This window comes from Sorangiineae bacterium MSr11954 (assembly GCA_037157815.1).
Taxonomy (GTDB): domain Bacteria; phylum Myxococcota_A; class Polyangia; order Polyangiales; family Polyangiaceae; genus Pendulispora; species Pendulispora albinea.
This window is the reverse complement of record CP089984.1, coordinates 1292134-1314445: the sequence shown is the minus strand read 5'-3', so window position 1 is coordinate 1314445 and position 22312 is coordinate 1292134. Positions and strand designations below refer to the sequence as shown.

Annotated in this window: 13 protein-coding genes; 12 read left to right on the top strand and 1 reads right to left on the bottom strand. The window is 69.7% G+C overall.

Features of this window, described 5'->3' with window-relative positions; all coding sequences use genetic code 11:
• Window positions 1-2: 2 nt before the first annotated feature.
• The 10 genes from LZC94_05355 to LZC94_05310 all read left to right on the top strand — a co-directional run bounded on the left by LZC94_05355 (window position 3) and on the right by LZC94_05310 (window position 14921).
• Complete coding sequence (locus tag LZC94_05355) at window positions 3-287, top strand: hypothetical protein (GenBank protein ID WXB16704.1); 285 nt, start codon at window positions 3-5, stop codon at window positions 285-287.
• Window positions 280-1263, top strand: a complete 984-nt coding sequence (locus LZC94_05350) for a hypothetical protein (GenBank protein ID WXB16703.1) — start codon at window positions 280-282, stop codon at window positions 1261-1263. Before LZC94_05355 ends, LZC94_05350 begins: the two co-directional genes overlap by 8 nt.
• Window positions 1260-2663 (top strand): S8 family serine peptidase, encoded by a 1404-nt coding sequence (locus LZC94_05345; protein WXB16702.1) that lies wholly within the window; start codon window positions 1260-1262, stop codon window positions 2661-2663. Before LZC94_05350 ends, LZC94_05345 begins: the two co-directional genes overlap by 4 nt.
• The gene (locus tag LZC94_05340; GenBank protein WXB16701.1) at window positions 2660-4609 is read left to right on the top strand and encodes a hypothetical protein; all 1950 of its coding nucleotides are present in this window, start codon (window positions 2660-2662) and stop codon (window positions 4607-4609) included. The genes LZC94_05345 and LZC94_05340 overlap by 4 nt, the downstream gene beginning before the upstream one ends.
• A gap of 13 nt (window positions 4610-4622) precedes the next feature.
• Entirely contained in the window at window positions 4623-5684 is a 1062-nt protein-coding gene (locus tag LZC94_05335) for a hypothetical protein (GenBank protein ID WXB16700.1), read from the top strand.
• Entirely contained in the window at window positions 5672-6895 is a 1224-nt protein-coding gene (locus LZC94_05330) for a hypothetical protein (protein ID WXB16699.1), read from the top strand. The genes LZC94_05335 and LZC94_05330 overlap by 13 nt, the downstream gene beginning before the upstream one ends.
• Window positions 6896-6898: 3 nt before the next feature.
• Window positions 6899-7843 carry a hypothetical protein gene (locus tag LZC94_05325; protein WXB16698.1) on the top strand — a complete coding sequence of 315 codons (945 nt, stop codon included), beginning with the start codon at window positions 6899-6901 and terminating at the stop codon, window positions 7841-7843.
• On the top strand, window positions 7801-10752 hold the full coding sequence (locus LZC94_05320; GenBank protein WXB20387.1) for a hypothetical protein: 2952 nt from the start codon (window positions 7801-7803) through the stop codon (window positions 10750-10752). The genes LZC94_05325 and LZC94_05320 overlap by 43 nt, the downstream gene beginning before the upstream one ends.
• Before the next feature lie 19 nt (window positions 10753-10771).
• On the top strand, window positions 10772-13885 hold the full coding sequence (locus LZC94_05315; GenBank protein ID WXB16697.1) for a D-alanyl-D-alanine carboxypeptidase family protein: 3114 nt from the start codon (window positions 10772-10774) through the stop codon (window positions 13883-13885).
• Window positions 13886-13985: 100 nt separating this feature from the next.
• A complete protein-coding gene (locus LZC94_05310; protein WXB16696.1) occupies window positions 13986-14921 on the top strand; it encodes a glyoxylate/hydroxypyruvate reductase A in 936 nt (311 codons plus the stop codon).
• Window positions 14922-15101: 180 nt separating this feature from the next.
• Here the strand turns inward: LZC94_05310 and LZC94_05305 are convergent, their stop codons facing one another.
• Complete coding sequence (locus LZC94_05305; GenBank protein WXB16695.1) at window positions 15102-16124, bottom strand: alpha/beta hydrolase; 1023 nt, start codon at window positions 16122-16124, stop codon at window positions 15102-15104.
• 479 nt (window positions 16125-16603) lie between these two features.
• On the opposite strand from LZC94_05305, the gene LZC94_05300 reads away from it, so the two are divergent.
• The gene (locus LZC94_05300; GenBank protein WXB16694.1) at window positions 16604-17524 is read left to right on the top strand and encodes a hypothetical protein; all 921 of its coding nucleotides are present in this window, start codon (window positions 16604-16606) and stop codon (window positions 17522-17524) included.
• A gap of 142 nt (window positions 17525-17666) precedes the next feature.
• Window positions 17667-22283 (top strand): sigma 54-interacting transcriptional regulator, encoded by a 4617-nt coding sequence (locus tag LZC94_05295; protein ID WXB16693.1) that lies wholly within the window; start codon window positions 17667-17669, stop codon window positions 22281-22283.
• Window positions 22284-22312: the final 29 nt, after the last annotated feature.

Genomic DNA, 22312 nt, shown 5'->3' with positions numbered 1-22312 from the left:
CCATGGCGACACCGACCCTCGACGAGACCTTGCTCGCCCTTCTCGGCGCCGTGGACCCTCCGGAGCCTTCGGGGATCGTGGTGACCGAGGTGGACATGACCATTCCACTGGAGGCGACGTTCGGCGACGAGCACGGAGAGCTGGTGGTGCGCGCAGGCGTCCCGCATACGCGCTGGGTCAGCGGGTTCCTTCCGCCCGTGCACACGGCGCACCTCCACATCGAGCTGATGCCGGAGGTGCACCGCGCGCCGCGCCCGGCCGCCCGCCTCGAGGTGGACGATGGGTGAGAGCTTCTTCAATGTCGAAGACTTCATTCAGTCGATCCTGGTGCAGCTCGATCGCGTGCAAGATGCGCTGCGCTTGAAGGCCGTCAATCGGCCGCTCACCTATGCGTTGAAGGACTTTGCCATCGACTTTCACGTCTTCGCGGATCTCGACAGCGCGGGGACCGTGCGCTTTCGACCGGCGGCCGCGAACGAGACGGGGGCGAGCACGCTCCGCCTCGGGTTCACGACCATCACCAAACCGATGATCGAGGAGAACACGGTGTCGATGGCGGCGACGAAGAGCCCCTCGCTGGAGGAGATGGGGCTCGCTCCCGAGGAGGTGCGAAGGCTCGAGGGGCTGGGGGTTCGGACGACGGCGCAGCTCGATCGGCTGCAGCGGGCCGCGGGGGCCTCCACCGTTTCGCGCTGGGCCTCGGTGCCGTCGATGCGTCTGCAGGATGCGCTTCGACGGGCGCGGCCAACCGTGAATCGGGTGCAGGTGGGGCCGAGCGTTGCGCCTACGGCGCCGAAGGTTGCGCCGCCTGCGGTGCCCGCGGCGCCGAAGGTTGCCGCGCCGGTGGTGCCGAGGGTCGCGCCTCCGATCGCACCGAAGGCGCCGCCGCCCGCGGCGCCGAGGGTCGCACCGCCTGGGAACGTGGCGGTGCCTCCGCGGCAGGTGCGCATTGGCGGGACCTTCTTTCCCGATGTGCAGCGGGCGCGCTTTGGGGATCGGCCCGTCGATATCGCGCATGCCACGGATACGGAGATCGTCCTCCAGGTGCCGCCGGATGCGCCGGCCGCCGGGACGTTGGAGATCGCCTTCAGCGACGAGGATGTGCGCGCCTTCGACGTGAGCTTCGAGACCGACCCGAGCGCAGGCCCTCACGAAACGAGCGACGCCCACGAGGCGACCGGCTCGTACGAAGCCAGCACCTCCCACGAAACCAACGGCATCGCCACGCCGGACGACGACTACTGGGGCGGAGGTGCATCATGACCTTGGCCCTCGGACTGCAAGTCACCTTGCGCGCGGGCGAGATGCCTGCGCACATCCCGGCGCACGTCGATCAGCTGGTGGGCGCGAACCGCGCGGCCGAGCGGGTCGACGGTGGCCCCATCGATCGGGCGCTCTCGAAGTGGGCGGGCGCGTTTCGCGTAACCAGCGCATTTCCGGCGCGCGGGGCGCTGGGACGCGTCGGCGCGCAGAACGCCGGGTACGACGATCGGGAGCACCTGCACGGCCTCTCGCGCACCGTACGGATTCGCCTGCGCGACGGCTCGCACGTGCGCGACGCGCTCGCCGCGCTGCGCGACCTTCGCGCCGTCGAGTTTGCGCGCCCCGAGACGCTCGGACGAACGCCGGCGCCGATGGCGCTCACGACGCCTTGCACACCGGTGCCCGGACACGAGCTGGTGCGCGCCCACCGCGCGCTCCCCTACGGAGATGAGCGGGTCATCGTCGCGATCGTCGACAGCGGGGTGGCCATGGGGCACCCGGAGCTGCAGCGAAAGCTCCTCGCAGGCTACGACACCGTGGATCTCGGCTGGGGACGCGTCGGCGATCTCGAGCTGATCGGCAACAGCCGCGGACACGACTTCAACCCCCGCGACGAAGTGGGCCATGGCTCCCACGTGGCCGGTGTGATCGGCGCGCAAGGGTTTCGGGTTCCGCGCGGGATCGCAGGCCGCTCCCTGATCTTGCCGCTGCGCGTCCTCGCGGCGGCCATGGGCCCGCACGCCACGCGACCCGTCGGCATCGGCGGATTGTCGGACATCGATTGTGGCCTCAAGGTCGCCTGCGATCTCGGCGCCAAGGTGATCAACATGAGCTTCGGCACCGGCGAGCGAAGCCTCGATCCCGACGCGCCGCCGCCGCACCGCGAGGTGATCGACTACGCCGTCTCCCTCGGCGTCATCCTGGTGGCGGCCATGGGCAACACCGGGGACAGCGAGCGACTCTACCCGGCCGCGCACCCCGATGTGATCGCCGTGGGCGCCGTCGACGGCGAGCTGCGCCCGTGCGCGTTCTCCACGCGCGGCAAGCACTGCGCGCTGGCGGCGCCGGGCGACCGCATTTACTCGCTCGACCTGCACGGATACCGCTGCAGCTCGGGGACATCGCACGCTGCCCCCTTCGTGAGCGGCGCCGCCGCGCGGCTGGTTGCCTACGCGCGGAGCCGCGGCGTCGATTTGGACGGGCGCGACATCCGGCGGCTGCTCACCACCAGCGCACAAGCGCGCCCCAAAGACGGCCCCGACGATGCGATCGGGCACGGCGTCCTCGATGTCGGCGCCGCCTTCGCCTTGCTGCGCGACGAGCTGGCGCGCGATCCGGGCAAGCGAAACGCCGCGCGCGCGCGGCGGCCGGGGGAGCCTTGGGGGGAGGTGCGCGGGTGAAGCCGGACGTCTTTTCCAAGCTGTTCCCGGGGCTCGATCCGCGCACGCACGACCGGATCGCCCACCTCTTGCCGGGGCTCGGCAGCGATCCGAGCTTGCGCGACGTCGCGCAGTCCCACGGCAGCCCCCTCGACGCGGACGAGCGCCGCAACGGGCAGGCGGTGGTTCTCGCGCACATCTACGCGACCATGGTCGGGTCGGAGCCCGACGATGTGCGCCGAGAGGCGCTGCGCGAGGTGGCCTTGCGCGGCAGCGGTGAACACGCGGCCGTGGTGCTTCTTCATGCCTTCGACGCGTCGGGCGCGGACGGGTTGCGCGCGGCAGTCGATTCGCTCCTCACGCCCGACCGAGGCGCGGAAGGCCCATCGAGACCTACGAGCCCACCCGACTCGAATCAACCGCCGAGAAAGGATTCCGTCATGGCCATCGTTTTCACATTCGATCTTCGCAACATCCCTCGGGACCTTGCCACCAAGCCCGAAAAACAGACGGCCTATGTGAACGGGATCAAAGCCGTCCTCGAGCTCCGCGGCACGGAGACCGACAAACACCCCGAGCTGGTCGGCGCCGTCATCGGCAGCTTGCTCCGCTCGGGGCAATTCGATCCGAACAGCGGGTCCATTCCGCTCTTCGTCCAGAAGATCACGGAGAACCTGCTCATCCAAAGGACCTCGCCGACGGGCACGCACTTTACCGGTGAGCAGGTCTATCAAGCCATCGCCGCGGTCATGCAGAAGAACGCGACCTCCACCAATGGCCACGGCCACGGCACCAGCGCCGCCGCGGCCTCCACCAACGGCTCGGGGACCCAGATCAGCTACCAGCTCTTCTCGTTCGTGGGCGAGGAGGTGCTGAAGACGATCGACCGCGTCCCGCTCGGCGACCCCAATTTTCCAGCCCGCGTGCAGAGCGCCATCCTCGACTATGCGTCGGGCGCGGTGGGTTACGAGGATCTCGATCTGCCGAGCCTGGAGACCGACACGGACACGGAGATCGTCCCGGAGAACATTCAGGCCTGCGGCATGATGTACGCCGCCTACCAGCTCGAGATGGCCAAGCTGATCCCGGTGCTCGATATGATCTCGGATCTCTACGACGATGGGCTCATCCCCATCGTCTACGACGACGCCGGCCAGGCGCTCGACGATTACCGGTTCAACGAATACCAGCGCATCAGCGCGGCCAAGCGCGCCTTTCACTTTGCGCGGCTCTTTGGGATGAAGGGCGCCGACGTGCCCAAGACGGTGCAGCCCAATACGCAGTTCGATACGTTGTTGATGCGGTTTGCCTCCACGGTGGCCGAGTACGAGCGGGTTCGCGATCTGGCGCAGACATGGGGCCAGGGCAACGGAGGGCCGGGCGGCGCGCGGCCGGGCGCCATCACCAGCGAGCACGTTCGCAAGTCGGGGCGCGAGCTCGCGGCCAACCTGTCGCTCTATGGCTGGGGATCGGCCCACACCGTCGCGCGGCGCTTGAATCAGCATATCAAGCAGGCGCTGAACATCCTCGGCATGACGCAGGTGCAGCAGGCCTTTGGTGCGTCCAACGTGTGGCACGTGGTGGAGCGGGTCTGCCAGCAGGAGCTGCGGGTGACGCCCAACATCGTCAAGTACCGCACGATGGCGGACGCGGGGAAGAAGATCGTCGACGTCATCGCGCGCAACCCGCAGGTCTGGAAATCGGCCGACAAAGACGTGTTCGAGGCGCTGGGGCCGGACAAGGATATCTTGCTGGGCAACGCGCGCTACTGGCTCACCGTCAACGGCGTGACCGACAGCTCGCTCGACCAGCTGTCGCAGAACGTGGACATGGTCAACGTGCCCAGCCTGCCCACCATGGGCGGCGCATCGGCCAGCTCGAACGGCGCCCTCAACCAGATCCGCAGCATGATCTCCGCGGGGCAGACCCCGAGCCTCGATCAACTCCAGCACCTGCTCGTGAACTGAGCGGGAGGACATCATGCCCGCGGACGATTCCACGTTGCGCGTTCGTCGTTTGCTCTCGGCGGCGGCGAAACATCTGGAGACGGTCGACCCCAACCCCGTCGTCGGCGACGTCGTCGCTCAATCCTTCGACGGTGACGATGCGAGCGATCCCATGGCCTCGGGCGAGGCGATCACCCCGCACTTCGCAGAGAACGCGCCCGGCGCGCTCTCCCTCCTCTTTCGACCCGGCGGTGTCCACGCTTCGCCGCGCGATCGGGTCGAGACATCCATCCTCGCGGCCCGCCGCGTGATCGACCAGCACCTCGGGCGCGATGCGCGCAAATGGCTCGAAGGCCGGGTGGAGCCGGCGGTGGCGCGCGATTACCGTCCCGAGCGGGGCGGCGGGACCTTTGGCTCGAGCTTCGATCGCTTCGGGGTGGCCGAGTCGGTCGTGGGCTTCAACCTGACCGGTTCGCTCATCGATTCGCTGGTGCCCGCACTTCACCGGCTGGGGCGGATGGCCATGAGCGCCCTCCCGGGGCTCCGTCCGACCTTCACCATGGTGCGCTGCGGACGCACGGCCGGGACGCAGCAAATCACCTTCGACATCGAGCAGCCGCTGGCGCTGGGCGACTTGAAGCCGCTGATGCACGAGCTCGGCCTGGGGCATCAACATGGCTCGATGGTCAGCGCCACGGCATTTCTCCTGGGCGCGCGCTTTACCCTCCCTCCGAACACCGCGCAGCTCACCTTGCGGCCCGTGCGCGGCGGGGTGGAGATGCGGCTCGACGTGATGCTGGAGGCCATCGACGATCCTCCGCCGCAGATGCTCTCGCTTCTGCGCCTCTTGATGACCGAAAGACCGCGCTCCCTCCGCACGCTCGATCGCTGGCTCTCGGCCTTCACCCCCGAGGGGTTCCCCAGCGCCGGCGACTTCACGGTGCTCAGCGTGTGGGCGCGCCACGATGTTCCCGCCCGGGTCGCGCTCTACCTACGGCCCGCGGCCCTTGCCACCCAGCCCGAGCGCGCGCCGAGCCGCACCCGACCGCGCCACGAGCTGCATCACCCCGACGAGGCCTCACCGTGGGACAGCTAGCCCCGAGAGCACCGAACCCCGAGGTCCTGGCGATCGCGCGCGCGCGCATCCAGGGGCTCCTCACGTCGACCGACGCCTTCCGAAAGCTCCCGCCGGAGCAGCGCAAAGAGCTCGCGCACAACATGGTGAAGATCGCCACGTACATCGCGGCGGGCGAGCGCGGCGACTCGACCCCCAACGTGGCGCAGTTTTCGAGCGGCCTCGCGGGGGCCCCCTCGCGCACCGTGCAGCAGCAGCCGGCGCCCGTTCGCACGGACACGGCCAGCCAGGACATGAAGGACTCGGGCGCCGCCGCCACCCGCGAGGCCGTCTCCGCCTTCGCCGACGCGGTTCGGCAGGTCGACTTTCCCAAGTTCGTCTCCGATCTGGTGCACGGCGTGTTCGCCGCCATCGTGGACTCGTCGATCAAGCAGATGCAGGCGTACGCGGACCTGGTGAAGAACGTGGCCAAGTCGGTGGACGAGTACATGAAGGACAACGTCACGGAGAATCAGGCGCGCGATTACCTGGTCGATCAGTACCCGAACCACCTGGAGCTCGATCTCGGCAGCGACAGGCCCAGCGTCGTGCCCAAGCAAGGCGTGGACGAGAGCACCATGCCCAACTTCTTCGCGGACTTGGGGCTGCCATCGCCCATGGGGGGTATGGGCTCGGTGGACGGCGAGACCATCGAGAATCAGCTGGTGCCGGCGGCGCGGCGGAGGCTGGCCATGGATCGCCAGCAGATGCTCGCCACCATGGTGCTGATGGGCGTGAACCGGCTCATCGTGACCGACGGCTCGCTCAAGGCGAGCGTCATGTTCGACTTCAAGGCCAAGGACATCTCCACCCGCCGGCGCGCCACCCACGTCGATACCAACCTGACGAGCACCACCAACACCCGCTCGCACCCGGGCATCTTCGGCTGGTTCTCGGGCTACACGTCGAGCGACAACACCACCGAGTTCACGGTGCAGAGCGCCCACGACACGAACGCTATGTCGACGTCGTCCGTCGAGTCGCGCAACAACCTGGCGGGTGAGGTCAACCTGCGCTTCCGCAGCGAGACGTTCCCGCTCGACAAGATGGCCGAGATGATTCAGCCCGATCTGCGGGCGAAAATCCAAGGCAACACCCCCGCCGGTGCCGCCGCGCCGCAAGCCCCCGGCGCGCCGCCGCCACCTCCGCCGGCGCTCCCTCCCCTTCCACCGATTGGCTCCTCCCCTCGCTGATCCATGACTTCGCTCGCGATCCCGCTCCGTACCGTGGTCTCGCACGCGGGCTTCGCGCTCGCGAGGGCGTGTGGCTTGCCGCACCCTGCGTTTGCCAGGTCGACGCCGGCGCTACCCGCGGCGCCGGCGCTACCCACGGCGCCGGGGATGCAGACGGCGCCTGCGCGACCCCATGTGGAGCGCGATCGTCACCCGCTGTCGATCGATTTGCCGCCGGTGGTCTCCGGCGAGCTGACCCCCGCGGCGCTGACCCACATCGGCGCGCTCTATCTTTTTTCGCAGCTGGATGGCGCGGGCGTGATCGTGGCGGTGGAGGCCCTGGTCGAGGCGCGGGGCGAGCTCGCGCTAAAGGACGATCGCGCGGCCGAGGAGCTCGACAAGTTCGCGTTCGATGCGCGGGGATTTCCGAGCCGCGCGTCGCGCGAGGCCGTGTATGCGCGGATGTTTGGACAAGGCGGGCGGGCGTCGCTGGATGGCTCCGGGAACCATGGGTTTCAGCCGGCGATGGCCGCGGTGTGCACCGAGGTCTTGCGCCTCTCCGAGCGGATGCGCGTGGCGAGGCCCGCGCCGAGCGCGGGTGCCTTTGCGCCCTTGGGGGTGGCGGCGGAGCGGCTGCTCGAGGGGCTCGGGCAACATGCGGGCGCCGATGCCATGCGCGTGTCGCAGCGGATCCACGATGTGCTGGCGCGGGCCATCGCGATCTTGGAGCTCCAAGGCGTGCTGTCGTACTTCGGTGCGCGAAGCGTGGGCGCGGTGGTGCAAGCCATCGTGGGCACCGAGGGGGGAAGCCTCGGTGCGGCGCAGCGGCGCGGGCTGGCGGGGCAGCGCGTCCTCGTGGCCGCGGGGAGGCTCGCTGTGCGGCCTTCGTTCGAGGCGAACGATCCGCTCGTGCAAGCGTGCGCCGCGTGGCTGGCCGACAGCGGCGTGGCGCCTTTGGGGGCGGCGTGATGGCCCCGGCGGTGCGGGAGCAGGCGCCGGGGCGACCGGCAAGCGGCGCGCGGGCGGCGGCGCCGAGGCCGGTGGCGTCACGGCAAACGGCGGCACGGCAAACGGCGCCGAGGCGGGCGGCGCCGAGGCGGGCGGCGGGATCGCCGGCGGAGGTCGTGGAGGCGGTGCTCCCGGGGCCATATCGGTCCCAACCTTCGCACCACGCGGTGCTTCCGAGCGAGGCGACGAGGGCGCTGGTGGGGGCGCAGGTCGACGCGCTGCTCCACGCGAGCCCGGCGTTCTTGAAGCTGGATTTACCGCTTCGCGCGGAGCTGCGGCGCGATCTCGGGCACGTCGCGAGCTACGCGGCGGAGCTCGTGCGAGACGATTTTTACCATGCGCTGCAGATCGGGCAGCGGCCGATGCTGCGGGTGCGTGAGCACGAAATGGGACCCATCGAGCCGACGGCGCAAACCCGGCAAACGGCGCAAAATGGGCCAACGGGGCAAACCGGGCCAACGAAACGGGCGGGGACAGCGGGCGTCGTGAAGCAGGCGGCATTCGAGCCGAGCGCGGCGAACAACATCGGGCGGGTGACGCGGGAGACCTTGCAGGCCCTCTCCTTTCCGACGTTCGTCGCCGATTTGATTCGAGGCACGTTCAACGCGGTGGTGAACGCGTCCATTCAGCAGATGGAAGCGTTCGGGCAGCTGCTGGCGAACGTGGCCAAGACGGTCGACCAATTCATGGCCGACAACATCTCGGACAACCAGGCGCGCGACTGGCTCGCGGCGACCTACCCCGAGCACATCACGGTTCGACGCTCGGGCGACACGGCGGTGGCCGCGCCGCGCGAGGGTTCCGACGAGCGCCCGCCGCCGAATTTCCAGGGTGAGCTGGGCCTCGCCGAGGTCTCGCTCGACGAGGACTCCATCGAGTCGACCCTGGTGCCGGCCGCCCGGCGCAGGCTCGCCCAAACGCGGCACCGCATGCTGGCCACCATGGTGCTCATGGGGCTGCAGCGCATCGTGGTCACGGGCGGTCGCATCAAGGCCACCATGGGCTTTCACATCGACACGACGGATCGCCTGGCCGAGCAGCACGCCACCGATCTGGACGTGCGCGTGGCCGCGTCGGGGAGCTTTGGATTCGGGCCTTGGTCGGCATCGCTCTCGACATCGGTGGCCTATGTCACCTCGAACCGCAGCCAGCAGACGAACGAAATGAATGTCGACGCCGATCTGACGAGCGAGGTCGAGCTCCGCTTCAAGAGCGACTACTTTCCGCTGGAGCGCTTCGTCGATCGCCAGGGGATCCAGCGCATTCAATCGGCGACCGCCGTCCCCGAGGAAAATACATCGGTGACGGGCAACCCCGCCCCGCCATCCGACGGCCCCGCGGCCACGGCGCCCGCCGCCGCCGTGGGGTACCGCTCACCGCGCTCCCGTCGAACCGCCGCAGCACCGCCCCCTCCGCAACGCCCGCTCGGCGAGCTCCCCCCACCGCCCGCACCACCGACAGCACCGACTCCCCCCACGCGCCCCTCTCCCCAAACGGCGCCCCCCGCATCCCCCAGCCCCGCACCCGCGACCGCTTCGCCCAGCCCCAGCCCCAGCCCTTCCCCAACCCCAGCCCCGCACCCGACCCCGCACCCGATCCCGACCCTGACCCCGCACCCGAGGACCCCACCCCATGAGCCACCAATGAACAAGCCCGAAGTCCTCCCGGGCCCCTTTGGCGGCCCGCCCGATCCCAACGGGATCCGCCCATCGCCCGCGGTGATGTCGCTGGTACGAGCGCAGGTCAAGGACATGCTGCTCGCCGCGCCCTCCTTCTCGAAGCTATCGCCCCCCGAGCAGCGCGCGCTCGCACACAACTTGGTCAAAGTCTCCTCCTACAACGCCGCCCTCCTACGCGACCAATTTGCCCAAGCGAAGAAGCTCGACCAAGTCCCCGTCCTGCGAATATCCGGCGCCCCCGCTGCCCCCACGGCATCCGCGGCCGCCACCAAAGCCACCGCATCGCGCCAGCCGCCGCCACCTCCCCCGCCCTCCGACGAGTTCCACACCCGCGCCGCCGGCGCCGGCGCCACGATCACCAAGGACACGCTCAACGCCATTCAGTTCCCCGTCTTCGTCGCGGACCTGATCAAAGGCACCTTCAACGCCGTGGTCGATGCCTCCATCCAGCAGATGGAAGCTTACGGAAAGCTGCTGGCCAACGTGGCCAAGACGGTCGACCAGTTCATGGCCGACAACATCACGGACAACCAGGCCCGCGACTACCTGGCGCAGTCGTTCCCCGAGCACTTTCAGCTCGATTTGCAGGGCGAGGGCGGACCGCGCGTCAAGGCGCGGGACACGGATGTCGCGCGGCCGGACTTTCAGCGCATGCTCGGCATGCCCGAGAACGCCGCGCTCGACGACGACAGCGCCGAGTCCAAGTTCGTGCCGGCCGCGCGCCGCAGGTTGGCCGAGAGCCGACTGCAGATGCTCTCGACCATGATGCTCATGGGCATCAACCGCATCGTCATCACCAGCGGGACGATCGCCGCCAAGATGGGCTTTCACCTTCAAGCGAAGGACACCGGACAATCGGGCTCGGCCACGGAGTTCGACTTCCACCACGAGAACCAAACCGGCTTTGGCGGCGGCCTCGGGAGCCTGTTCGGAGGGCCGCGCGCCAGCCAGCGCACCAGCATCGCGTACGTGTCGACCACCAAGAAGAACAGCACCGACGAGATTCAGGTCAACACCGACCTCACCGCCGAGGTCAATCTCAAGTTCAAGAGCGATTACTTCCCGCTCGAGCGATTCGCGCAAACGGGGGTCATCGCCCAGATTCAGCAAAACACCGCCAACCCTGTAGCCAACGCGCCGGCCGGCCAATCGACCGCAGGGCCCGGCGGTTCGAAGGGCGCGCAAGCATGAGCCGCGAGGGAGAGCCATCATGACCATGAACGACGTTCCGGGCGAGCGGACCAACGGATGCGGATGCGGGGCCGCGGCATTGGACATGCACCCGCACACCCCCAGCTTCACCTACGGTCTGTCCCTCCTCGATCCGCCTCCTCTCCTCACGGCGGCCATCGATGCGTGCGCGCAAGCGGTGACGCGCCTCACGGGCACCATCGCCAATGCCGACAACCCCGCGCACGCGAGCCGGGAGCTGGTGCGGCGGGAGACGGGGGTCGACGTCGACGCCAACCCGTACCACGGCATCACGCGCGACAAGCTGGAGGCCGTGATCCGCGCGGCGTTTCATGCGCGCGCGATGCCCGAGGTGCTCCTCGCCAAGTGGGCGAAGGAGGGCAGCACGCGGATGACCACCGGCGCCCAAGCGGTCACCCAGGCCAGCACCGCGGCCAACGCCCGAACGCTCTTGCGAAGCTCGATCTACTACCGGCAGCTCGGCGTCGATTGGCTCACGGTGACGCGAAGGCCCGATCCGCACGGCGACAACGTCCTCGACGAGACCGATTCGGGCGCCGCCGCCCAAGAAACCCACTTCGCCGCGCGGGTGGCGGAGCTGGTGCGCGGAGGGGTCCTGGCCGAGGACATCGCGGCGCGCGTGAACGCGGAGCTGACGGTGACCTCCAGCGGCGGCACGTATGCGGTGCAGCCCTCGGTGCGCTTCTACGCCTTGTCACTCCTCTTGGTCGACGCGGTGTTCGCGCGCTTTCTACGCATGACGTTCCCCGAGCTCCCCACGGTGGGCGAGGAGCTCGGCTACATGCTCTGGAACATGGGCGAGGCGAGCTTTCGCACCTTCCTCCGCTCCGCCGATGGACACCGCCGCGAGCCGGCCTTCCTCGTGAATGGACAGCCCATCTCCATCGAGCAGTGGGCCCTGCACACCCATCCGCGCGCAAACGAATATGCGCAAGCACGCACCAACGCCATTCGGTTCGCCCACTACATCCGCGCGTACCGGCCCATCTTTCGCGGCGCCATGGATCTCATCAAGCCAGGGATCTCGGATTTGCGTAACATCACGGCGCACATGGCCTCGTTCGAGGACGATCCGCTCGGAATCGGTGCGCCGCGCGCCGCGGTCTCCGGATCCCCCGCGCCGAACCTCCCCGTGCGGGGGAGGGAGACGACGGCGCGCGCGGCGAGCGGACCGGTGCCCGGCGGCGGACGCGGGGCGATGCGCCATGCCCCGCTGGGCGGCGATCCGGGTGACAATGTCGAGCTGCGCTGGAACGTTCCCGCCGGGACCGCGGCCAACGCCACCATCGACATCGTCGTTCACCTGCACGGCTATGGCACGCCATCGGCGACGTTTCTGGCCGACAAGGCGCGCGCGGCCGGGGTGCTGATGGTCGATGCATCCGGCAACGCCAATGTGCGTACGGCGCGCCCCACGTTGGCGCTGGTACCGCGGGGGCGCTACACCCGCGGCAGCACGTGGCTCTTCGACAATTTGCCGGACACGCGCGCCTTTCAAGCCCTGGTCGACGCGGGGCTCGCGCACCTGGCGTCGAGCGTGCTGCGCTTGCCGCCGGGATCGACGCTGCGGCAAGGGCGGTGCACCTTGATGGCCCACTCGGGCGGCGGCGCCGGGTTGAGCGCGCTCTTGCGCGCCGGCGTCGATCCCGACGAGGTGGTGTGCTTCGACTCGATGTACGGCGGCGAAGCCCCCATCCGCACCTGGGCGCTCGCCCGCCTCGCGTCCCCGCGCGCCGCATCCAGCGGATTGCGTGCATTCTACACAGGATGCAGCGGACCGTCGGCCGCGCACCCCGCGGGGGAGTGGGCCGCGGAGGGTCCGGCGCAGAGCCGGAGGTGGGTGTACCGCAGCCCCGGCTCGTGGACATTCCGGAGCGGCGTATGGCGGCTCATCACCACAGAGGTGTCCTCACGAAGGCTCAAGGACGCCATCGACCTCGCCGTCGCCTCGAGCGGCGCGGCGGCATCGCTCGGTGCGCGCTTTCGGGTGGAGCGCACCTCGGTGCGCCACGGCGACATTCCCGCGCGCTACACCCCGCCCCTCCTCGACGACATCGCGGCCAACGCGCCCGGCGCCTCGCCCGCGCCCGCCGCGAGCACCCGCCCCGTTTGCGTGGCAAACAACGACTGGCTCACCAATCCGCCGCAGAAACCCGGGGGCAACGCGCCTCCACCGCCGCGCCCCACGGCGGCACCCGCCTCCGCGACGTCGGCCTCCGACGACTGGTTCGTACCGCCCGAGGAGTCCACGCCTGCGCGAGCGCGCTCTTACGGCTACGAGAACGGTCACGACGAGGACGACGGCTACGAGGGCGAGGCGAGCTACGGCCTCGATGTGGCGTGCAGCATCTCGGGCGCGAACATCCAATGCGGCACCTGCACGGCCACCGAACGACGGGTGCGCGGCGCCGCCGGCCATTTGGTGCACGTACCGACCGCGCACGTGTACGGAGGCGCGGCCCACGCCGATCTCACGGATGCCGCGAGCGACGCGCTCGTTCGCATGCGGCTGGCGGCCATCGCAGCCGGCGTGATCACGTCGGCGGACCATTACCTCAAGCTGCTCTCGGGCTACCGCGACTACGCGAGCCAAACCGGCATTTGGCGCACGCGCCTGCGCGGGGTCTTCGACGCCTTTGGCTGCACCAACTGGACCGCCCTCTCGACCGTGGTCGACGCGACCAACACCGCCCTCGCCAGCACACCCCCGCCTTACGCCGCCGGCACCTGGCTCACCCGATTCCGCACCGAGCTCGCCAACGCGGGGATCTCGCCCGCCGGCTGCGATCCGGCCCGCATGCGCGCGGCCGCCGCCGCCGAACACCAGCCCGTGCCCTCCACCGGCACCCTCGATCCCGTGGAGCTCGCCGTGCGCATCGGCCGTCAAACGGTGGCACCGCCCGGGGCGAGCCCGCACCACACCGGCCGCGCGGCCGATCTCTATCTGGGAAGCGCCACGGGCTTTCGCGCCACCAGCTCCAACGCCACCAACGTGGCATGGCAGCGCCAGCGACCGTGGTTCCAGTGGCTCGTCTGCAATGCGTCGACCTACGGGTATTTCCCGTACAACCGCGAGCCTTGGCACTGGGAGCACAACCCGCCCGCGAGCTGAAATCGCGCCCTTCAAAGGCCGCGGCCGCTCATTGGCCTTCTGCGATCGCGCGCGCCGGCCCTTTCGGAGCAGGCGGCACTGGCCCTAACGTCCCGGATCGATGAGCTCTTCTCCCGGTCGCGGAACCATCGCCGTCGTCGCCGACAAGAACCTGACCGTCGTGGTCCCCATCCTCGCCTCGGGCCTCCCCGAGGAGCGCATCGAGGCCGCGAACGTCATCACCGATCCGAGCGCCGTCGACATCGTGGTCAGCGATGGGCCCTTCCCGGGCGCGCTCAAGGCATTTCCCGGGCTTCGGCTGGTGGTCTCGCTTTGGGCGGGCGTCGACCATCTCCTCACCGATCCCGATTTGCCGCCCCACGCCCTGGTCACGCGCCTGGTCGATGCCAACCTGACGGCCGCCATGGTGGAAGCCGTCCTGGCCCATGTGCTCGCAGCCCACCGCCAACATGACGTTTACCGGCGCGCGCAGGGCGAGAAGCGGTGGGCTCCCCGCCGGCAGCCGCTGGTCTCGGACCGCGTGGTGGGCGTGCTGGGCTTGGGCACCTTGGGCACGGCGGCCGCGCACGCGCTCCGCGCCGTGGGATTTCAGGTTCACGGATGGAGCCGCACCCACCACGACGTGCCGGACATCGAGGTTCGAACGGGCGACGACGGCCTTCGCGCCCTGCTCGAGCGCGCCGACATTTTGGTCAACCTGCTGCCGCTCACCCCCACCACCCGCGGCATCCTTTGCCGCGAAACCCTGTCGCAGCTGCCGCAAGGCGCCGTCGTCATCAACGTTGCGCGCGGCGCGCATCTGGTGGAGCGCGACCTCTTGGCGCTGCTCGACAGCGGCCACCTCCGGCACGCGGTGCTCGACGTGCACGCGACGGAGCCGCTCCCCGAGCATCACCCATCGTGGGCGCACCCGCGCATCGACGTGTTCCCCCATGTCGCGGGCCCCACCGATCCCGCGACCGCCGCCGAGCGGGCCGTCGAGACGATCCTCGCCTTCCGCGCCGGCCGCCCGCTCACCAACCTCGTCGGGCGTTGACGTACGAGGCATTCGCATAACGAAATAGCGGTTCATCCGATGATGGACGATGGCCTATATCGATATGCCACTAGGAAGGGGCTGGCACCCGTGGGCGCGGCGCACATCCAAAAACCGCGACGTCACGACCCCACGGCCGCCCGCGGCGCGCGGGAGCTTACGCCCGCGGCGCGCGGGAGCTTACGCGGCGGCGCGCTTGTCGAGCCACGCGTGCACCAGCGACCAGGTGCTGAGCGGCGCGTCGCGGCCCATGAGCAGATCGATGTGGCCGAACGGGAGGGCGCGGTAGGTCTTGTCGCGGGAGCGGCTCCGCAGAAAGGCGGGGCGAACGCTGGCGGGCGGCGCGAGATCGTCGCGCTGGCCCGAGATGATCAAGAGCGGCGAGTCGTGCTTCTCGAAGCGCTCGGAGTAGTCGAGGGCGGAGCCGCCGAAGCGCCGGTCGTTCGCCCACTCGAACATGTTGATCAAATCGTGAAGCATGGCCCGATCGAAGGCGAGACGCAGGTGCTCGTCGAGCACGTGGGGCTCGAGGGCGCCCGCGTGCCAGCCGCGCACCGGAATGGGGTAGAACGGGCTCTCCGCGACCCGGCGAAAGGTGCGCATCAGGGAGCCGATGGGGCGGATGGTCATCGGCAGGTTCCACGGGCGGACGCCCACCGCCGCGAGGGCCTTCACGAACAGGGCGAGCGCCGAGAGCGACCACGAGCCGTTCGTAAAGTGATACGGGCTGCCGATGCTGACCACGCCCGCGATCAGCCCCGAGAGCTCGGGCGCCGCCGCGTACGAGACGAGCCCTCCGAGCGAGTGCCCCACCAAGAAGACGCGCCGGTTGCCGCTGATGCGGGACGCTTCCTCCACCGCCGCCGGGATGTCCTCGCGCACGTAGTCGTCGATGCCCGCGGAGCCGACGCGCGTGAGCTGGCGCGTGCGGCCGTGCCCGCGCAAATCGACGTTGAAGACGTCGAAGCCCGCGCGCGCCAGGTGGTTGGCCAAGCTGCGCGACGGGAGGTGCCACGCGTAGCGGTTTTGCCCGAAGCCGTGCACGAGCAGCACGGGGGAGCGGGTGCCTCCATCGTTGGCGGCCCAGCGCTTTCGCACCATGGCGAGGGGGACGCGCCCCGAGGTAACCACCAGCTCTTTGTGAAACGTGCCGATCTGGTTGCGATCAATCGCCTGCTCGGTGACACGTCCGTGGAGAATCAAGTGCGACTTACTCCTCCCACCCTTCCGATGTCCTTCAGCTTACCATCCGATTCGGCTGGAGCGAAAATCCGATGGCCCTTTATGCGCAGCGTCACGCAGATTGCGGCCCAAGTAAGCCCTGTGCGGCGGATGTAGTACGCGCTCGCTCGAAAGCTCGCTCGGCCCTGCAATCGGCCCATCCCATGGCGCCGGAGAGCGTGCCGCGCTGTGTCTTGGTGGTGTAGGCTCGGGGTTCGATGCCAGTGACCCCACGAGGCCTCATGAGAGCTCATCGCCTGCGTCGTTCTTTCATCAACGCATTGGCTCTTGCTTCCAGCGCAACGTTTTTTTCCGCGACCAGCCACGCTCAGCGTGTCCCGCCACCGAAAGCCCCCACCGCGGCGCCAACGTCCGCCACCAAGTCTCCCGGCTCCTCGAGCTCCTCCAAATCCTCGAGCTCCACCGCTGCCGCGCCCCCCGCAACCGCAACCCCTGCGACCGTGCCCCCAGCGACATCCGGGGCCGCTGCCCCGACGACACCGGGAGCCTCGTCGACCGCTGCCCCCGCGACATCCACGGCCCCAACGACACCCGCGACACCCGCGGCCTCCGCCGCCTCGGCGACCGGTGCTTCGGCGGCGCCCGTCGTCCCTCCGCCGTCCGAGGAGAGCCGGAGCACCGACGTCTACGAGGATCCGAGCAAGACGTATTACTTCATCGGCGCGCGCTACCGCGGGAACGTTCTTCCCCAGTTCGTCCTCAATTGGTTCATCGATAAAGGGCAGACGTTTTATTCGAACAGCGTTGGAATCGAGTTCGATATTCGGAAGGATGGACTGTCGCGCGTCCTGGCCATTTCGTATGCCGAATATGGCAGCGGCGGGGACGTTCTTTTTCTCGAGAAGGGGAAGCCCGCTACCGCCAACAATTGGTCGAACATCAATTCGAGCATCAAGGTGGTCAACCTCACGGCGGACTTCCTCTGGTCGAAGAAGCTGCACCCGAACGTCGACTTCGAATACGGCATCGGCGTGGGCATCAGCACCGTCTTTGGCTCGCTGGAGAACAGCTGGGTCTACGACGATCCGAACGGCCCGTACAAAGACCCCGACTCGGGCCGCCGCTTCTCGCCGTGCATCACGGAGGCCGACGGCGGCAACGACAAGCCCTGCGACCGAAGGTCCCACTCCAACTCGGACAAGGCGAAGGTCAATCACTACGAGGAGCCCACCTGGTTCGGCGGGGGCTCGCTGTTCAATTTTTGGCCGTATGTGGCGCCGCAGGTGGCCTTGCGTGTCAAACCGATCAAGGAGCTGCAGACGAGGCTGAACGTCGGCATCTCCACAACCGGCATTTTCTTTGGGCTGAGTGCCAACTACGGCCTCGAGAAGGCGCTGGAAAAGAAGTCCACCAAGCCCTAGCCGCCTTTTCGCGGCGCGCGAGGCTGCCCGCCGGTACCAAACCTGGCACGGCTGGTGCCGAAACGTGGCACGGCCGGTACGAAACCGGGCAAGAGGTCTGACCGGCCGGTTCCTTCCATGTCATAAACGGGCGTTATTCGATATGGTTGCACTTCCACCGAGATACGAAGCCAAGCATCCACTGGGGAAGGGGGGAGGAGGAGAAGTTTGGGCGGTGCGCGATCGGGTCACCGGTCGCATGCTCGCACTGAAAGCGCTCGCCACCGGCGCAGGCGTGGACGAGCGCTTGGCGTTGGTTCGCGAGGCGATGGCGCTATCGGGCCTGCAGGGGCTCGGGGTGCCGCGGGTCATGGCCTTTGGCGCGCTGCCGGAGAATGGGAGGCGTTACATGGTGCGAGAGCTCGTCCCCGGCGAGAGCTTGGAGGATGCGATCGAGACACGCGATCCGCGCGAGCTTCTGCTGGCCATCGCCCACGCGAGCCAGAAGCTGACGGTGATTCACCGCGCGGGGCTTTTGCACGGCGACATCAAGCCGGCGAACATCATCGTCGACCCTGCGGGAAAGGCCACGTGGGTCGACCTCGGGCTGTCGGTCTCCTGGCGCGCCCGCGCGGGGACGCAAGCCGAGGGCCTCACGCCGCACTTTGCAGCGCCGGAGCTCTTTCGCGGCGAGCCGCTGACCGTGCGCGCCGAAGTGTACTCCTTGGGCGCCACCATGGCCGAGGTGCTCAAGCGCGCCCGCGCGCCCTGGGATCTGGACCGCGAGGCGCTGGGTGCGATCGCCGCGCGCGCGATGGCCGAGGATCCCGACGCGCGCTACCCGAGCGTCGACGAGCTGGCGAGCGCCTTGCGTCACGCGGCGCGGCTGGCGCCCTCGCAGTTCGGCGAGGGCAATGGCGCGAGCGGCAACGACGACGAGAGCTGGCCGGTGGTCGGCATCGAGGGGGTGGCGCAGTCGCTGAGCCAGGAGGTCGCCGCGCTCCTCCCCGGCGACGCGCTCGCCATCGCCGGCTCGCGGGGCTCGGGGCGCACGACCCTGGCCCTGCGGCTCGCGTGGACCTTGGGCATCGAGGGCCGCACGGTGGCCCGCATCGATCCGCCGCGCGGGGGGCTCTCCCTGGCCGAGGTGGTCGAGCTCGAGCTGGGCGCGGTGCCCGAGTCGGAGATGGCCTCCGCGGTGGTGATCGTGGACGACGTGGCGCTGCTCAACAGCGAGGCGCGCGCCGCGCTGCTCCGGGCCTCGCGCCAGGGCGCGCGCATGGTCGGCGTGGGCGCGCTGGACGACGTGGCGCTCCTCTGCGATGGCGAGACGCGGCTGTTCGAGGTCCCGCACCTGGAGCCGCGCGCCGCCGAGGAGCTGGTGCTCCGGGCCATGCCCTCGCTGCCCAAGGCGCTAGTGAGCCACTTGATCGGCAAAGCGCACCGTGCTCCCGGGCCGCTTCGCGCGGCCATCCGCGCGCTCGCGGGCCGGCCCATCGTCTCGGCCGACGAGATCGACGCCATGTTGCACCACGAGCGCAGAGCGCCGGCCGCGCCGCCGCCCTCCTTGGCGCGCGGGGATCGCTTCGCGCGCGGCGAGCGGTTCCTCGACACGGGGCGCATCGACGAGGCGGAGAAGGAGCTGGGGCAGCTCGGCGAAGGGCGCGACGCGGGCGAGCGGGTTCGCCTGGCGGTGGCGTACGCGCGCGCATCGCTCGGTCGCGGCGATCCGGCCGGCGCGGCGGCGAAGCTCGACCTCGTGCACGGCGAGCTCCCCGATCCGGAGGACGGCGATCTGGCGCGCGCGTGGAAGGTGGCGCGCGCGCGGGCGCACTTGCGGCTGGGCGCTTACCCGGCGGCCGCCGAGCTCGCGGCCGAGGCGGTCACCGCGGGCGCCGACGACGACGCGCTCTCGGCCGACGCGCTGTGCGTGCACGGGATCGCGCTCGCCTTCACCGGCGACGACGCCGCGGGCCGCGAGGCGCTCGCGCGCGCGCTCGACGTGGCGCGCGACATCGGCGATCGGCGGCTGGAGGCGGTGGCGCTCGGCGCCGTCGCCATCGTGCACCAGCGCGCAGGGCAAAACGCCAAGGCGCGCGAATCGTACGAGCAGTCGCTGGCCGCCGCCGAGGCCGCGCGCGACGCGGGCACCGTGGCGCTCACCCGCTTGAACCTGGCGGGGCTCGCGCGGGCCGAGGGCGATCTCGCGCTCGCGCTCACCCACCTCGAGGCGGCCGTCGACATGGGCCGGCGCGCGGGGGGCCTCTTGGCGGTGCGGGGCGCGCTCTTGCATCTGGCGAACCTCGATTCGTACTTGGGCCGCTACGCCCGGGCGCGCGCCTCGATCGACTCGTTGGCCGAGGAGCGCGCGTCGCTCTCGCCCATTCACCTGGCCACCTTGCTGGGGCTGGAGGCGGAGCTCGCGGCCCGCACGGGCGACGTACCGCGCGCGTCGGCCCTCTACGAGGAGTCGGCGCGGGCCTGGGACGCGACCGGCAGCCACCGCGACGCCGCCGAGTCGCGGCTCGAAGGCTTGCTCGCGCGCGCCGACGCGCCGGGCGCCGACACCGCAGAGCTCGCGCTGCACCTCGACAAGGTGCGCGCGGGGCTCGGCGAGTCGGGGTTCGGCGAGCACGAGGCCCTGGCGGGCATCGTGGCCGGCACCATCGCCTTGCTCTCCGGCGAGGAGGGCTCCGCGCGGCAAGCGCTGGATCGCGCGCACGAACAAGCCGCGCAGGCGGGGCGGCGCGAGTGGCAGTGGCGCAGCTTGGAGGCGCGCGCGCGGCTCTCGGCCGCCCAGGGCAACAAGGCGCTGGCGCGGCGCGACATCGAGTCGGCGCTGGCCATCTTGGAGGAGACGGCGGCCAAGCTGCCGCGCGATCTGCGCGAGGTCTTCTGGAACGATCCGCGAAGGCGCGCGCTCCAGCAAGCGCATGGGAGCACCACCGCCGTCCCCAGCACCCGGATCGCGGAGCTGCAGGTACGGCTACCCGCCATGGTGGAGCCCCCGGCCCACGCGGCGGGGGCGATGGAGGTGCAGGAGTCCACCACCACGTCGCAAGCCACGCCGCGCACCACCTCGTGGATCGGAAGGCCGCTCCTGGCCGAGGACCGCCTGGTGCGCATCTTGGAGATCACGCGCGAGCTGGCCAGCATCCACGACATCGGCCGGCTGCTCGCCAAGGTGACCGATCATGCGATGGCGCTGCTCGGGGCCGAGCGGGGGTTCGTCGTTCTGGCCAACGAGCACGGCGAGCTCACCACGCACACGTCGCGCGACCGCAAGGGCGACGATCCGCACGCGCAGTTCTCGCACTCGGTGGCCGAAAAGGTGGTGCAGACGGGGGAGCCGGTCATCGCCATCAGCGCGCGCGACGACGCGCGGCTGGCGCAAGCCGTGAGCGTGCACCAGCTCATGATCCAGTCGATCGCGTGCGTGCCCATCGCCGCGCTTCAAATGGGGCAAGCGGGGCAAAACGGCGGCGAGCTCGCGCCGGAGACCCCTGGCGGCGCTCGGGCCGAAGCGCCGCGCAAGACCATCGGCGCGCTCTACCTCGAGACCCGGCTCCGGCCGGGCGCGCGCTTCAACGACGAGCTGCCCACCCTGGCCGCCTTCGCCGATCAAGCAGCCATCGCCATCGCCAACACGCGCCTCATCGCCGAAAACCGGCAGCGCGCCGAGGAGCTGGCGCGCACCAACCGCGAGCTCGAGGAGGCGCACGCCAAGGTGTCGGAGCTGCTCGGGCGCCGCACCGAGCAGCTGGAGCTCACCCGCCGCAACTTGAAAGAGGTGCGCGCGCAGATTCGAAGCCACTTCGGGTACGCGGGCTTGGTCGGCACCAGCGCCGCCATGCGCAAGGTGTACGCGGTCATCGAGCGCATCAAGGACACCGACGTCCCCGTGCTGGTGACGGGCGAGAGCGGCACCGGCAAAGAAGTGGTCGCGAAGGCCATCCATGCGTCGGGCGCGCGCGCCAAGAGGACGTTCATCGGGGTCAACTGCGGCGCCATCCCCGCGAACCTCCTCGAGAGCGAGCTCTTTGGCCATGTGCGCGGCGCCTTCACGGGGGCCGATCGCGATCGCAAAGGGCTCTTTCGCGAGGCCGAGCACGGGACCATCTTGCTCGACGAGATCGGCGACATCCCGTTCAAGATGCAGGCGGGCCTTTTGCGGGTGCTGCAGGAGCGCTCCGTGCGCCCGGTAGGCGGCGAAAAAGAGGAGCCGTGCGATGTGCGGGTCATCGCGGCCACCAACCGCGATCTGGCGCAGATGGTGACCGACGGCACCTTCCGCGAAGACCTGTACTACCGGCTGCACGTCGTGGAGGTCCGCATTCCCCCGCTCCGGGAGCGCATCGACGACATCCTTCCGCTCATCGACCACTTCCTCTCCCTGTTCGCCGCCCGCCACCGGCGCGAGCGAAAATCGGTCGGCCGCGAGGCGCTCCGCCGCCTCTCCGCGTACGACTGGCCGGGCAACGTTCGCCAGCTGGAGCACGTGCTGCTGAACGCATGGCTCATGAGCGACGCCAAGGAGCTGCAGCTCGAGGACTTCGAGCTCCCCGATCCTTCCAGCGTGGCCCGGACATCCACCGTGCCGACATCGGCCAGCCAACCGCGCTTGGTCGCGCGCACCAAGGCCGAGTTCAAGGACACCGAGCGCCAACGCATCCTCGATGCCCTCGCCGAGTGCAATTGGAACCGCGTGCAGGCGGCCCGCTTGGTCGGGGTCCCGCGCCGCACGTTCTATCGCCGCTTGAAAGAGTTCGGGATCATCTAGTCACGGATGGCCGCGTATCGCCGCGTAGG